At 36.0% G+C, this 16,150-nt stretch carries 9 protein-coding genes; 4 read left to right on the forward strand and 5 right to left on the reverse strand.

Annotated elements, in window-relative coordinates; genetic code table 11:
- Window positions 1-528 precede the first annotated feature (528 nt).
- The 3 genes from QP953_RS26375 to QP953_RS26385 all read left to right on the forward strand — a co-directional run bounded on the left by QP953_RS26375 (window position 529) and on the right by QP953_RS26385 (window position 4,195).
- Window positions 529-2,010 carry a hypothetical protein gene (locus tag QP953_RS26375; RefSeq protein WP_309553415.1) on the forward strand — a complete coding sequence of 494 codons (1,482 nt, stop codon included), beginning with the start codon at window positions 529-531 and terminating at the stop codon, window positions 2,008-2,010.
- Between the two features lie 236 nt (window positions 2,011-2,246).
- Entirely contained in the window at window positions 2,247-3,104 is an 858-nt protein-coding gene (locus tag QP953_RS26380; RefSeq protein WP_309553416.1) for a hypothetical protein, read from the forward strand.
- 20 nt (window positions 3,105-3,124) lie between these two features.
- On the forward strand, window positions 3,125-4,195 hold the full coding sequence (locus QP953_RS26385) for a hypothetical protein (protein ID WP_309553417.1): 1,071 nt from the start codon (window positions 3,125-3,127) through the stop codon (window positions 4,193-4,195).
- Window positions 4,196-4,469: 274 nt separating this feature from the next.
- On the opposite strand, the gene QP953_RS26390 is transcribed toward QP953_RS26385, so the two are convergent.
- Both QP953_RS26390 and QP953_RS26395 read right to left on the reverse strand, forming a co-directional pair.
- Entirely contained in the window at window positions 4,470-5,603 is a 1,134-nt protein-coding gene (locus QP953_RS26390) for an FAD-dependent monooxygenase (protein WP_309553418.1), read from the reverse strand.
- An 80-nt stretch (window positions 5,604-5,683) separates the two neighbouring features.
- Window positions 5,684-6,103: a DUF3995 domain-containing protein gene (locus QP953_RS26395; RefSeq protein WP_063833096.1), complete on the reverse strand. Its 420-nt coding sequence runs from the start codon at window positions 6,101-6,103 to the stop codon at window positions 5,684-5,686.
- A gap of 219 nt (window positions 6,104-6,322) precedes the next feature.
- On the opposite strand from QP953_RS26395, the gene QP953_RS26400 reads away from it, so the two are divergent.
- Window positions 6,323-6,955: a TetR/AcrR family transcriptional regulator gene (locus tag QP953_RS26400; protein ID WP_052596807.1), complete on the forward strand. Its 633-nt coding sequence runs from the start codon at window positions 6,323-6,325 to the stop codon at window positions 6,953-6,955.
- Window positions 6,956-7,094: 139 nt separating this feature from the next.
- Here QP953_RS26400 and QP953_RS26405 read toward each other — a convergent pair whose 3' ends face one another.
- From QP953_RS26405 to QP953_RS26415, 3 genes are all read right to left on the reverse strand, one after another.
- Entirely contained in the window at window positions 7,095-11,984 is a 4,890-nt protein-coding gene (locus QP953_RS26405; protein WP_309553419.1) for a LamG-like jellyroll fold domain-containing protein, read from the reverse strand.
- A 450-nt stretch (window positions 11,985-12,434) separates the two neighbouring features.
- Window positions 12,435-15,089 carry an OmpA family protein gene (locus tag QP953_RS26410; RefSeq protein WP_309553420.1) on the reverse strand — a complete coding sequence of 885 codons (2,655 nt, stop codon included), beginning with the start codon at window positions 15,087-15,089 and terminating at the stop codon, window positions 12,435-12,437.
- Between the two features lie 95 nt (window positions 15,090-15,184).
- The gene (locus tag QP953_RS26415) at window positions 15,185-16,111 is read right to left on the reverse strand and encodes a type IX secretion system membrane protein PorP/SprF (protein WP_052596811.1); all 927 of its coding nucleotides are present in this window, start codon (window positions 16,109-16,111) and stop codon (window positions 15,185-15,187) included.
- Window positions 16,112-16,150: the final 39 nt, after the last annotated feature.

The following is a 16,150-nucleotide window of genomic DNA, read 5'->3' on the forward strand; positions in this document are numbered from 1 at the left end:
CAAACGAATTGGCAAACTATGCCAATACTAATATCTCTAACTTATACAAGGTAATAAATTTACCTTAGTTTTGTTTGTTATCTATAACAGATTTTTAAACTTTTTAGTTTTCTTAACATACTTCTTTCTATTTTTTCTTTTAAATAGAAACATCACCTCCAACAAATCTTTAAAAAACATTCATTATTTGAGCTATAAGCATAGTTATCAAACTCTTTTAAAGTATTTTTTTTAATCATAAATAACAAAAACATTGATTAGTTTTTGCTCATTAACTACTAAATGAACCTTTAATTTTGAGCTAAGTTAAGTATCTTTAATTGAATTATGCATTATGGAAATAAGCTGTTAATCAACTTATAATCACCATGTTGTTTTATCTCGTTGTCTTTCATTCTGTGCCACCTCAAACACGAGCATAATGTCATGCTGATTGACTAAAATCAAAATTCTTCATCCCACAATACGAATGATCCTAACAAATTGTTCTAGAATTATCCTATTTATACCTAAATATTCCTTTATTCAATGTCCAACCAAGATACTACGCATCAACTCATCCAAACCATGTCCCGTACTGAGAAGGCTTATTTCAAAAAATACGCTCGAAAACAACAACGCGAAAAAGATGATTTTTATTTTAAACTTTTTGATGCTATTGACCAACAAGAGACTTACAATAGTGCGCTATTACTCAAAAAGTTTCGCAAGAGAAAGATGACCCAAAAACAACTTTCTATTGCCAAGCACTATCTTTATAATTTGTTGTTAACTTCTTTGTTGGCTTACCAGAAAAACAAGTCCATTGATGCACAATTACATGAACAAATTGAAACCATCCAACTACTAACCAAACGATCTTTATTAACACAAGCCCTAAAAACACTACACAAAGCTCAAAAACTAGCTCAAAAACACGAAGCATTTCTTCATTTGCTTTTGCTCCAAATGCAAGAAGAAGAGATTTTAAGATTACAAATGACACCAGAACTACAACGGTATATTGAATATGGTTTTGAACAAGAAATACAGATTACAAAGCAATGGCTCAATCTTAGACATTATAGATATTTAGCTACCAAGTCAAATTATTGGAGTCGACAACAATATACTAGCAGAACAGATGCCTCCGATCAGATCACCAATACCATTTTGGAAGACGTTCAGCAATCTGCCCCTCCCTTAAGTGCCAAAGCTAAATTCCTTCAGTTGCATACTTGTATTGATTATTATAATCAAAAGGGAAATTTTCAAGTTTCTAGCAAACTGCTCAAAGAACAAATTACACTTTTAGAAGCACATCCATTATTTTTGGAACTGAATCAGATAGCTTACATTACCATTCTTAATAACTTAGGGGTAAATCAGCGTCATCTACAAGATTTTCAAGGTCTTTTGACAACAGCACAAAAACTCAAAGCAATAACCCCAAAAAACCCTCATGAAACCATTCAAATTTTTGAATCTTGGGCGCAAACAATGCTTATTTATATCACGTATAGTAAAAGTAAAGTCAATCACTCCAAGGATTTAAAAAATATTGAAGATGAATTTGAAATCTATAAGGATAAAATAGGGTATGATTTCAAAATTATAATTCCCTATGGTTTGGCTTGTTCTTATTTTTGGCAAAATCAATACCACAGGGCGTTGGATTGGCTCAACAGGACTCAAGTATATTATACCAAAAATATTATTCCTGATTTAAAAATAGCAGCTAGGCTTATTGAATTAATTATTCATTATGAATTAGACCATCAATACTACTTACTTAATGCAAATGAATCTACTTATCGCTTTTTGATGTATAACAAACGATTGTACAAATTAGAAGCTAATGTAATCAAACGATTGCGGCAATTAAGTGCTCAGATTACTTCCTCTCAAAAGACCAAAGAAATTTTTAAAGCATTCAAAGCAGATTTAATCGAATTGCAAAAAGACCCTATGGAAGTCGGCGCTTTTCAACTCTTTGATTTTATCCGATGGACGGATGATAATATTAAATGAGCACTAAAAATGATTGTTAAACATTTGGTTTTCTTACTTATCTTCCTTGATAAAAAATTATAAACTGGTGTTTAAACCTAAGAAAACAAACCCAACAAACAACTAAAAAACAAGTTTTTATAAATTTAAAAAACTTTTTAAGACCTTAATAAAGTTACTTTTTTCTTCTTTTATGGTTGATCATTTTCAAATATTTTAGAGGTATCAATTTATCCCAAATAAATAAACCAACCACAATGAACGAAAAAGAAAACGTTATCTCATTTGCTGGAATTAAGCAAATGACCAAGACAGAGTATTACAAATGCTTTAAAAGACCTGTTGACTGGAAAAAGGCAGAAGCTATGATTTGTGTGGTTAAACACAAATTTACCAACGGAAAAGTTCCATTAGTTTGTATTCCCTATCGCAAAAAAATAGTTGCCTTAAAAACGTATAAGGAAGAAGTAAAAAAGGAACTTGCTCCTAAATTCTTTTTGGTAGCGAGCACTCAAATGGTCAAACAGAGTAATGGTAAAACAGCTTTGGAAATCACTCCTTTAAAAGGCGCTGCCAATATCAAATCCGATGTAATCGCTTTATTTCAGAAGATGAAAATGGAGGTTGTTCTTAAAGATGGAGTTCCTGATAATAATAACATCCCTGATCCTAAAAAGAAGACGATTGATAAAAAAGAGACTTCTCCTGTATCTCCGAAACAAGCAGAACAGCAACAATTAGTGCAACAATTTAAGGACATCGTTAAGCGTGTTAAACCTGAATTGAAGAAGATAGGAGAAATTATTCAAAATATCAACACTAACAAAATTACACCTCAAGATATAGAGTATGCTAATGCTACCTTTCTCAAAATTAATCAAGCTTTAAAAATTTACCAACAACTACCAACCAAGCTCAAAAACACTTTCGTTGACATAAAAAACAAATTAAATATAGCTGAAATAAAAGTAGAAAAAATTAAAACAGCTCTCATTAAAGTAGATTCTTCAGATCCTCAAATCATGGAATCTCAAGTAGATTCTATTGATAATGAAATTAATAAATTACTAGCTTCTTTAGGTTTAACTTTAGAGGAGGCTATCCAAACTTCATAAACCCCAAAAATTAACTCATTATGTCAAACAAACAATCTGAAGTCAATACAAAAATTATCAAAAAATTAATTGCTCTTGCAAAAAAAAGAAATCAAATTATTAGCAAGGGTAAACTTAAGAATAAGCAAAACTTGCAAATTCAAAAACTTGCAAAGTTAAATATTCACCAACTTTCTTGTCAAATCAATGGAGAAAAGAATATTTCGATTTCCGAAAAAGACTGGCTTCAAATTAAGTCCAAATTCTCTACTTCTCTAATTTTGTGGGCTAGTAATATGGTAAAAGCTATCGATTTTGTTGAAAATAAATTGACAAAGACTAGTTCTTCCGGTAATGGTTTTTTAGTAAAGCTAACAATAGAACTAGGTACTCTATATATTGGTGGACCAATGACATCAATTCTCAAAAAAACCTATACACAGTACGGTCAAGCTATTGCCAAGGAGATTATTAATGGAACTACTGATGCTAGCCATAGTAATGCAAATGACAAAACTAGAGAAAAAGTAGAAGTGTTTTGCAGGAAATGGAGAACTGCATTGCAAAACTTTGCAAAAAATGCTACACTTCATGAAAAAATTATATTTCCACATTTTAAGCAAGCTTTAATTGCTAACTGTTCTTCTAAAAAAACAACCTTAAGTTTAAATGCGGCGTTAAGGGAGGTAACGTATCTCAACAAAAGACTACCTAGTGCTGATGTTTTAAAAATGGCTTTAATGATAGCATGGGTCAAGTCAAGTAAAGATGGTTTAGATTGGGACAATGGAAAAGCAGGAGTGTTCAAAGTTACAATACAACTCTTGCAAAATAAGTGGAAAATCCACGAAGCATATATAGATGATGCCTCTAGAGGCAAAGACACAGCTGATGCTATGAAACTAATTTTCGGAATCAATACTCCCTTAGAAGAGATTCCTTTAGATTTGTATCTAACCATCGTAAACCCTCTATCTTCTTCAGGCAAAATATGTAAAGCGGAAAAGAAAGGTTCTAACACATTAGCGTTTAAATCGGGCAACGAGCTTCTATTCAACTCATGGAAAAAAGCTGGCATTATTCCCAAAACAAAGGATTTAAAGGCTGAATAAATTAGCCTATTTTAGTACGAACAGAAAAGGATTACAATCCTTTTATACCTGTGGCACTACCAATTAATTGGCTCATAGCACCACAGGCAATCAGACATTTCGCAACCTTAATTATCAAGCATACAATTGCTTATTAAGCATTCATATTCATTAGCAAGTTTGCAGCGTATCCAATAGAGACTATATCACAAAGCTAGGGGTAACTCTATGGATACAATGCAAACTTTTTTTTAGGACAGCACACCAATAAGTACGAACACCAATCTAATCAGGTCTAATAATCCAATTCAAATATTTTTTCCAATTGTTTGCGCCCCACCGACTCTGGAGTCATACGCATGGCTGCATTTCTAAAGGTTACTAAAAGTGGATTTTTGACATGTGCTAGTTTACCGATTTGCCAACTTGTTTTTATAATTTGACTGGCTTTGTTTTGGCGAATTTTTTGGTATGCATCAAAAGCATTCGTATAATCCTTTTGGCTCGTCAAACAGTCGGCCAATACCCAAGCACTCTCAATTGCTTGATTCGCGCCTTGTCCCATATTAGGAGTGGTAGCATGTGCAGCATCCCCCACCAAACAAACTCTTCCTTTGTGCCAAGTTTTTAGAATTTCTAAATCACTTAATTCTGCCGTAATGATTTTATCTTTAGGCGTTTTTTTAATCAACTCTTGAACCAAAGGGGCAAATTTTGAAAACAAGGGCGCTATATCAGTATTTGTAAACTCGTCGGCATTGTTTTGATAGCTAATACATGCAAACCAATAAATTTGTTTGTCTTCAATAGGAACAATTCCAAAACGACGATCACCTCCCCAAGCTTCTCGCATCAAGTTTCGTTTTTCGTCCCCCAAATCATGTGAAACAACTCCTCTCCAGCAAACTTGTTTGGCCATGCGCTCTTGAATCTTAGGAAAAATTGCTTGACGTACTCCCGAATGAATTCCATCTGCTCCAATCACCAAATCAGCTCGATGCGTGGTTCCATCCCAGAACTCTAGGTCTACCCCTTCTTTATGTTCCTTTAACGTTTTTAATTTTTTATTCAAATGTAAAGGCACCTTGGGCAATTGAGCTAACAAGATGCGATGAAGTGTCGCTCTATGAATGGCTACATTATTTAAAGAATAATGCGATTTAAAATACGCCATCCCATTTTCTGCTAAGATATTAAGAGCAGCATCCGTAATAGCCATCGTATCCAAACAATTGCCACTAGCTTCTAATTCTTGTGCCAATCCTAGACGTTGATAAACTTGCATTGCATTGATTGCCAAAGCTATTCCTGCACCTACTTTCTTAAATTCAGGAGTAGCTTCAAAAATTTCTACTTCAATTCCCTTTTGTTGCAAAGCTATTGCTAAGGTCAAGCCTCCAATTCCTGCACCGATTATTGTTACTTTCATAATAATATATTTTTACTGCAACTCCTCATACAATAACTATTTGATCATCAATCTATCGAGAGGAATTACTAATTTATTTTCTAGAGCAAAAAATAGGTCATCCACGCATTCAACGAAAGCAGCACACATAATGGCACATAATAGCGCGTATCGTTTTCAGCAAAAGCACCTGTTCGTTTTTTCTTGAACCAACCAACATAGTTAAAATCTCCAATAGCCCGCAAAGCAAAAATTCCCCCTATTACACCTAAACCAATACGCACATAATAAGTATCTATCCAAAAAACAAGTCCTATAGCATTCGCATGTATTAAAGCAAAGCCTAACAAGCCAACAGCAACAACCAAGGTTGCAAATACAGGAGGTCTAAACGCTACTGTTCCGTTATCTAGTTCAGGGATAACAGCATCTATCCCCCATTTTCCTCCCAAAGCCCAATAAACGTGTAATAAACTGATGAGAATAAAAATCATCATATTTAAGCTACTAAGTACCATCATAATTTTATTTTTAATAAACTTTAGGTCAAAGTTACTAAAAAAAATTAACTTTAGGTCAAAGTTACTAAAAAATCAAAAAATAATTTTCTCTCCTACAATCGAGGGCTTTTTTTGCATTCTAACTAAACTTCCATTCTCAAGATGAATAATATTCAAAATTCATTTTTTTATCTATCTTTAGGTCAATATTACTAATTTAAATACTTTAAAAGATTTTCTGTGAAATCTAAATCGACACCAAAAAATACAAAATCAAAAATATTAACAACCGCATTAAAGCTGTTTAATGAATTGGGCTTACCCAAAGTAACCTTGCGAAGTATTGCCAAAGAAATGGGAATTAGCCAAGGCAATTTGTGTTACCATTTTAAGAAGCGAGAAGACATTCTTGAGGCGCTGTATCTTCAACTAGTTACATTAATGGATAAAGAAGTACATCAAGCTGGCTTGAGTCTTCCTACACTTGCAAGCTCTTTTCAAACTTCTAAAAAAATGATGCAGCATTTTTTTAACTATCGCTTTTTTATGCTTGATTTTGTCCAAATCATGCGAGAAAACCAAACCATTCACTCGCATTACAAACAATTAAGTATCCTTAGACAACAACAATTTTTAGGCATGTTTGAGTTATGGATTCACGAAGGGCTTATGCGACCAGAAGAATTTAAAGGAGAATTACACAACCTCTATCTGCGCTCTAGTATATTAGGCGATTTTTGGTTGTCTGCAGCTATGGTGCAAGAAGATTTGAGTATGGATCTTGTTGACCAATACAATATGATTCTTTTTCAAAATTTATACCCTTACCTCACACCTAAAGGGAAAAAGCAATTTCATGAAATCATAGAGTAGTTGCTAAAATGGTCAAACAATAGATGCTCTAATTCCCTATTGGCAATTGACACCATAAAAATGGTGCAAATTTCCTATCTCCGAAATTTGCACCATTCTAAATCAGATAAAAATATTACTCATTACTAAAACCTAGAGCTTACTCTTTTACAAATTTATAAGTAGATATTTCATCATCATCCGTTGTTAAGACAAACGTATAGGTACCACTAGGCAACGTACGTACACAATCTAAAACAATTGTTTGATTGGTCTGAATCGAATGCTTTTGTTCGTACAACCGTTTACCTTCCATATTCAAAATAGAAAACATAGCATTAGATACTTGTTTGGGCAATTGCTTAAAAGTAAGGTGCAATTCCTGCCCAACAGGATTCGGATAAATTTTCCAGTCGATGTACTTTCCACTGGATTGACCATTTACTGCTCTAATGTCTGAATAACTGATAGTTCCATCAAAGTCCATTTGCTTTAAGCGATAGTAACTAGTTTCCAAGCTACTATTTTCGTCTATATATTGATAATGATTGGTTACAACCGAATTCCCTTTTCCATTCACCCATCCAATCTCACTAAAGGAGCTCTCTCCTTCCAACATGCGTTCAATTTGAAATCCTTGATTGTTAATTTCAGTAGCAGTTGCCCAATTTAACAGCACTTCATCTACATTTTGGCGAGTTGCCTTAAATTCTATTAACTCTACTGGCAAACCACCGTTGGCATTGGCAAACACAACTTGACTAAAGCTAGTAATTCCTGCGGAATTATCAAATACGACACTTCCATTATGACCACTGGTAGCGGTATTTGCATTCGCTAAGGCACTTCCCCAACTAGCTCCATAATCATTAGAAGCTCTTTTGTAAACACCTAAGGGAGAAGAAGCCTCTGGTTGAGCAGCATCGGAAGGGTCAATATAACCAACATTGAGTAAGGATAAACTTGTTAAGGTTGTGAAAGTGGTATTGCTGCCATAGTTTCGAATCACAAAATATTCATCATCTGCTTGCCCTCCTATAGTATTGGCACCGTGCGGACTTTCTGTTTCTAATCTAGAAACCACCACATCTCCATCTGGTGTTGTTGCTCCAAATTCTATTCCCATTCCCACACTCGAATAATTCGCTGTAAATGGTCCAATGTTGGGAATCGTAAGCGTTTGAGAAATACCTCCAGCTACTGCCACCTCCGAAGCTTGATAAGCTGTATTAGTCATATTAACCGTTACCCCATGGGCGGTGCCCAAAGCATCTTTGACACCGTTGGCTGTACCTGTTGGATCATCTGTATTAAATTGATAATAAGCGACTAAATTGGCTTCTGTCCCTTTGAGTGTTAAATGCATATTTTCTCGAATATCCGATAGGGTTCGGGCTGCATTCCAAACTCTAACTTCATCAATGCAACCATTCCAATGACCAACGCCTGCCCAACCTCCAATTTTGAAGGTAGAAGCCGAGACATCAAAGGTTCCTGATTGTACGATAGAGTTTTGCTCTATTCCATTAACGTAAATCCTCATTGCGGTGCCATCATAAACACCAACAATATGATACCACTCATTCGCTGCCATGGTCATCCCTGCGGCAACGGTTACCCATGTAGGACCAAAATTGAGCAAAAATTGTGGTTCTCCATTAATCGCTTGCAAGGCATAAGCATCATCTCCACCTACATCTCCAAACTTAGTGATAATTTTCTGATCACCACTAGTAGTTGTCATTTTAACCCATGCTTCTAAGGTGATATTATTGGTCATATTAAACCTTGCTAAATTTCCAAAATCAATATAATCATCTACACCATCAAAGGCATACATATTTCCTCTAACAGGACTTATCCCATCTGCACTTTCTTGAACCACCATAAACTGTCCCAACACTTCAATATTAAGAAATGTAACCGTCGTATTTGTCAAAGCAGAAGCAATCGCTATTTCTTGCCAAGCTCCATCTGCGTTCATTGCTCTGTGATACAAACGGTATTTTAGAGGATCTAAACTGTTAAATGTCCCCGAAGGAAAAGTAAATGTAAAGTTTCCTGTAGAGGTCCCTGTTGTAGAGGAACTATTGATCGTCCAAGTAGGATTGTTATAAATAGTGGTTGCAGTAGCTCCTGAGATTGTATTCGGAGTATAATTCTGATAGGTTACGGTTATATCTTCTGCCCCTGTCTTTGCTGTAAAATCAATATCCAAATGAGCATTAGAAAAAGACTGAACTCCTGTCGTAGCAATAGCTGCAATCGTTTGACTATTGGAAGGGTTAGAATTGCCTGTATTCACCCCTGAACTTATTCGTGCAGCACCATTTACCAAGGTGGCAGGATTATTTCCTACCACATCTTCTGTTGCAGTACCTGATGTTTCATTCAATTGATAATAGGAAACCAACCCTGTCTCACAGCCGCTTAATGTCAAGTGCATATTTTCTCGAATCAACTGCTCTGTTCTAGCAAGGTTCCACAAACGAATTTCGTCCAGCTCAATGTTAGATGGTTTGTTATTATTATCAGAACGCTTACCTATATGAGCGTTGCCTGTTCCCGAAGGAGTTGTTGTTGCAACAGGATCCGAACTCAACGATTGGCGAATACCATTGGCATAGAATTTAAGGCGATTTCCTGCCGAAGCGGTGCCATCAAAAGTAACAGCAATATGCGTCCATTCACCAACAGGAACCGACAAATTAGGGGCATTAGCTGTTTGACTTGTTCCATTACAAATACTAATTTTTATAAATTGGTTGGTAGCCTCTGTTCCTCCATTCCCCAAGAAAATTTCAATCCTACTAGTATTATTCAAACGCTTCGAGAAAATACGTTCTGAATTTACATCAATCGTAATCGGCTTAATCCATGTTTCAAACGTAAAACCAGATTGATTTTCTAAAGCTGTTGTTGCTCCTAAATCAATATAATCATTTGCCCCATCTAAAAGCACGCTATTTCCTCTATTCTCATCGATTCTACTCTCAAAAAGAGGACTGCCGATGTCACCAATATCGTTGGCAAAAGCATTGGCATCTGCCGTTGCATCATTGCGTTCATATCCCAAGGTTCCCGATACATCATTTCCAGAACGATTGACCCCCGGACTAGCTTTGCTACCAAATACGCTTGTCGTATAAGTTACCTCTGTATAGTGCGTTGCACGCCCCTCTGTTTCATCATTTTGATAGGCAACCGACCAAACAACAGTACCTAAATCATCCTCTAATACAATTTCGTCGTTACCGTTGTTTAATATCATTGCAACTTCGACTACTTGATTATTCGCACAGCCCTTCATCCAATGTTGCTCAAATTCACTTTTATCTCTTGCTAAGATTAAAGATGCTCCAGCGGGTAAAAACAAATCTGTTGCCGAAATAAGGGCATTATCAGTATCTTCATCTTTCAAACGCCACCCTCTTAAATTAACCGCAGCGCTGCCATAATTATAAATTTCCACCCACTCCTCTTCTGCGTCTATTCCAGAGGGATTTGCCAACCACTCTACAATAGCTACCTCTGGACCTGCTGGAGGAACATCGCTATAAGCGACCACAAAACCATCGTGATTAGGAGAAGTACTTGCAGCACTAAGAGTTGCCGTTCCGTTAGGATCAAAATCAACATTGTTACCACCAAAATAACCTGTCAGGTAAATCCTATTGTTATTAGCATCAATGCCATAAGCTCTATCATTATCCGCCCCTTCTATCGCAAAAGCATTTAGATAAGCTCCACCTGTCGTGTATTTTGCTAAAAAAGCTTCATCACTAGTGGCTCCTCCCTGTGCTGTAATCGTTGCTGTGTTTGGGCTAGGGTCAAAATCCATTGCGTTCTCAAAATAACCCGTTAGATACAAATTTGAACCGTCAATAGATATATCTAAACCTTCGTCTGAATTGGCTCCACCAATTCCAAATCCCCATACATTTACTCCTGATGAATTATACTTAGAAACAAAAATGTCGTTTCCTCCTTGTGCACTGATACTATTGCTGCCTCCTATCGGGTCTAAATCAACCGTATTTTGGAAAGCACCAGTAATGTATACATTTCCATCCGAATCTATTTCTAGTTCCTCGACTCTTTCTGTTCCAGTAGAGCCAAAATCAACTACCCAGTTACACAAACCATTTGAAGTATTGTACTGTGCTAAAAAAGCATCATAACCGCCAACAGGAGTGCGTTGTATAGGAGTTCCTAGAGGATTAAAATCAGTAATTGCATTTCTAAAACGTCCTCCTAAATAAACGACACTACCGTCAACCTTTACATCATAACCATAATCCAGGTCCGTTCCTCCTATACTTAAATCCCACTGATGGATACCATTGGCATCATACTTAATTAAGACCGCATCACTACTATTGTTAGATGTATTCAGAAAATGCGCTGTTCCTAAGGAATTAATGTTGATGCCTCCTCCCAAATTATCGTCCAGACGTCCAATCACATAAATATTATTAGCCGCATCTACATCCACTCCTAAAAACTCATCACTAGAACTGGTCGAGCCCATTCCCATTGCCCAAATACACTGCCCTGATGCATTGTATTTGGCAACAAAAGCATCTGAAAAACTACCTGTGTTATTGCTTGTTAGAGAAACTGCATTGCCTCCCCTTGGAGCGAAATTAACATTTGCGCCTCTATATTGTCCTACTATAATAATATTGTCTGCACCGTCTACTGCTACATCATATACTCTTGTATTTTCAGAAAAACTAGTAGTAGTAGCTCCTAGATTCATTGCCCAAATTAGAGCGCCATTCAAATCATATTTGGCAACAAAGCCATCGTAATTAGAAGCCGAAGAAAGATTGGTAACGCCAGCATCCATGTCAAAATCTGCAGTTTCTCTAAATCGACCTACTACATAGATGTTGGTTGCTTTATCTTCAATAATAGCATTCGGCTGTACATTGTGTAGGGGATTGGCGATGCTTCCAACCCAATCTAAGGTTTGTGCATTACTAGAGTAATAAAAGCAAAAATAAAAGCAGAGGAATACCCATTTAGTGTAATTTGAGTGTGTCATATTGGTGTAATTTGAGTAATTTTTTAAGCATTGGGAGCTACCTAAAAAGCAAGTGTTTATCCTAATTTTGTATGTACCATATTAATAAAATAGTATCTCGGGGGGTTCATATTATATCATTAGTAGTTTGTTGGACTTATATATATTAATTGTGTAAAGTACTGATATTATACCTATTGTTATTCACAAAAGCCTATTTTTATCCATTGCACATTATGAATTAACATAATTTACATTCCAATTATTAAACAATAAATTCAACGGCATACCTTTCTAAAAAGCAAGCAGTATACCTCTATCATGTATGCAAAAAATAGAAGACTTGTTACTTTATGAGCTAGACAATTCCTATTAAAATCAAAAATGACTGCCAACAAATTGTTGGCAGTCATCTTCATCATTATTATACTTGTTACACCAAATCACTTGAACACCAAGTGGAAAAAAACTTTAATTTCTTTTAGGGTCCACTCGTGTAGGTTCATTATTTTGATAATAAACTTTGATGTATTCAGCTTGGTCAAAAGACGTAATTAGCACTTCTGTACGTCGGTTGCGTTGATGTTCGTATTCATTACAATCAACATTATCCTTACAATTGTTCTGAAGGCGATTTTCTCCATACCCAATAGCATTTATTCTATTAGCAGCAATTCCTTTTCGAACCAAATACTCTTTGGCAGATTTTGCTCTATTCTCTGACAATTGCTTGTTGTATTTATCCGTTCCTCGGCTATCTGTATGTGATGACAATTCAATTTTCATACTAGGAAATTGCTGCATCAAGGCTGCCAAGCGATCCAAATCAGGAGAAGCATCGTCTCGGATATAATATTTATCAAAATCATAAAAAATATCCCTCATTTGAATGATGTCTCCTTCCTTTAAGCTTTCTGTTATCGTCTGTCCAGCAATGGTAATTGGTTCTCCTAGTTTGTCAAACCCTGGCGTCATCAACAATTCAGTTACAACAGGCTTACAATCTTCGGCTTTTACTAAAGAAAGAATCTTATTGGAGCCTATGAAGTTATTTTTGCGTGCTTTTACCACATAGTCGCACCCACATTCCAATGGAAAAGCAAATAATCCTGTTTTGTCTACTGTAATGACAGACTCTTCTCCTGTGCAACGATCTAATAAAGTAACTTCTGTTCTAGGCAATGGACGGTTGTACTCCTTATTTAAGACCACTCCTGTTACATAAGGTTGTCCTTTGGGCAATGGCTTTCCGTCTGGGCCTCTCAAACTACTAGGGTCTATGTTATAATTAGGATTACTGCCATTTGGATTAATCGTACCATTAGGGTTGTTAGGATCATTTGGGTTATTGGAATTGTTCGAATTATTGGAATTCCAAGAGTTTGCATAGACATCTGTTCCTTTACTCATACCTACACAAAATTCCTCAAGTTCAATATCCGCAGGCATCAAGAAGTATTCTTGCACCTCCAAATACCCCTCTTTTTTCACTTCAAAAACATACTCTTGACTGGCATATAAACTGTATAAGAAAGTTCCTTCATCATCGGTTTCATACACTTCACCTTTTTCTTCATTTAATCCTTCGATCCAATCCTCGTCACCTTTCAACTGAATGACATATTCATTGGATCCCTCTCGGACAGGGGTAAGGCTTAATATAATATTCTGCCCGTTTTTAATTCCTATTTTTTCACGCAAATCATCCGACAAAGTAGCAGAGTTAGCTTTACGAATCGTTACAGTAGCCCCTTCTATTCTGGCGTTCGTAGCCTTGTCATAAACACAAATTTCAATTGGCATCAAAGGCTTTGGTTTAACTGATTCTAAAGAAGCTTCATTCAATTGAAAATGATAAATATCATCTTGTCCCTTTCCTCCTAAACGATTACTCGTTAAATACCCTTCTGTACCTTCTGGATTTAAAATAAACCCAAAGTCATCGTGTGGAGAATTAAAAGGTACCCCTATGTTCATCGGAAAAGACCATTTGGTCAAGGTATCATTTCCCATTGACATTGCCATAAACAAATCTAAGCCCCCTACACCTCCATGACCATTAGAGGAAAAATACAAACGTCCATCTGCATAAATATAAGGGAACACTTCATCGCCTGCGGTATTAATATCTGGTCCTAAATTAACAGGTGTTGTCCAGTTATTGCCTACCCAATAGCTCACATATAAATCCATTCCTCCTTGACTGTTCTCTCCTTCGCTACTAGAAAAAACCATAACACGTTCATCAGCCGATAATGCTGGATGACAAACATCAATGTTGTCATCGTTAAAAGGCAATTCTGTTACTTCTTTCCACAATCCTTTTTTGAGAACAGCGGAATAAATCTTTAATTTGGTAATTCTGTCCTTGCTTTTCCCACGCTTTCCATTTTGATAATTATTGCGAGTAAAAAATACTCGCTGCTCATCATCCGTAAAAGTAACTGGTCCTTCATGAAATTTTGTATTCAATTGATCTGAGAAGGTGCTAGGTTCTGAAAATCGAGTACCATTTAAAGGTGCATAATACAAATCCATACAATTTTCATTCAACCACTGATCTACTTTTTCTAAAGAAGCCATCTTTCTGGTAGAAACAAATACTAGCCCATCTTGATAATACATAGGACTAAAATCTAAGTTAGCTGTATTTAATTCCTCTACATTTCGAAGTTTTACAGCTCCTTTGGCTTTGAAATCAGCAACTTGATTACAAGCTTCGTATCCTTCTATTGCTCGCTCATCTTCTACTGTAATTTGATCTGCCTTTAAAGCCTGATGGCACTTTTTGTACTCCTCTCCTGCCTTAAAATAATAGCCATTGGCTTGCAAAGCTTGTGCGTAATACAACCTATATAGCGGCGTATCATCTCCTTGCTCAATTAAAGTGCGGTAAATCTTCTCTGCATTTTTAAAATCCCCTACTTTGCGATAGCTTACCCCTAATTTAGATAATGTCTCTCTATCGTACTTAGTCCATTCTCCGCCTCCCATCAGGGCAATATATTCTGCATACCCTAGGTTTTTGAAGTACCGCTCCGCTTTAGCACTATTTCCTTTTGTTTTTTGCGCCCATACTGGTTGCCAACAGTATATCAACACAACAATAAGTATACTATATTTCATGCTTAATAATTTTAATTTTAACTAACATAGTTTTAATTGGTAGTTAGCTACCCTACTACAATTGTTTAATCATTAGACTACTAAAAGATTGTTTTTTAGAAAAAGCGAGGATTGTGTAATCGCTTGCCTTTCATACAACAAAAACAGTACTCTAACATCACCTCTATACTTCCCGCATTGTATTGTTGTAAAGGAGTTAAGGTAAAATCATACGCAGCTGAAATAGTAAATTGAGGAACTATTCTCCACTGGATCAACCCATCTATAGAATCCCCAACTCGATACGTAACCCCTACCAATACTTTTTCGAAAAAGACAAAACTCAAATTTATATCCGCATCAAAAGGCGTGTCAGGAACATATTTAAGCAATACATTGGGTTGAATACGCACATTTTTAGCAATTTCAAAAGAAGCTCCTCCCATCAAAAAATAATGCTGTTCTAACTCTGGCTCAATAGACGAATTGGCATTGTTGTTAAAGTCAATTCGATTTCTAAACAGTCGAGGCATTGAAAAACCAACATACCAATTGCGAGCCTGATAATATGCTCCCGCTCCGAAATTTGGCAAAACCTTACTGGACACAGCTGCAGGAACCGACTGATCAACTGTCTGTGTTAATTTGGCATTATCCCAACGAATTGTCATGTAAGAGACTGTACCTCTTAAGCCTAAACTCAAAAAAGATTCGTTCTTAAATCGAATTCGATAAGCGTAACTCAAGTCAAAGTTCCAACGATCGGTCAAACCAATTCTATCGTTGGTTATAGACAATCCTAGCCCCATTCGACGTTTCCATACAGGCGCATGGATGTTTAGAGTTGCTGTTTGAGGTGCTCCATCTATTCCCATCCATTGGTTTCGATAAATAGCAGCAATACACAGCGCTTTCTTGCTTCCCGCATAAGCAGGATTAAAATATAATTTATTAAACATGAACTGCGTATACTGAGCATCTTGTTGCGCCCATACACCTACACTAGTCCAGACCAAAACAATAACTAAAATCAATCTAAGCATGATTCTTATTTTTTATTTTTTATTTTTTATAAAGACTAG

Origin of the sequence: Aureispira sp. CCB-E, assembly GCF_031326345.1 — a bacterium.
Classification (GTDB): domain Bacteria; phylum Bacteroidota; class Bacteroidia; order Chitinophagales; family Saprospiraceae; genus Aureispira.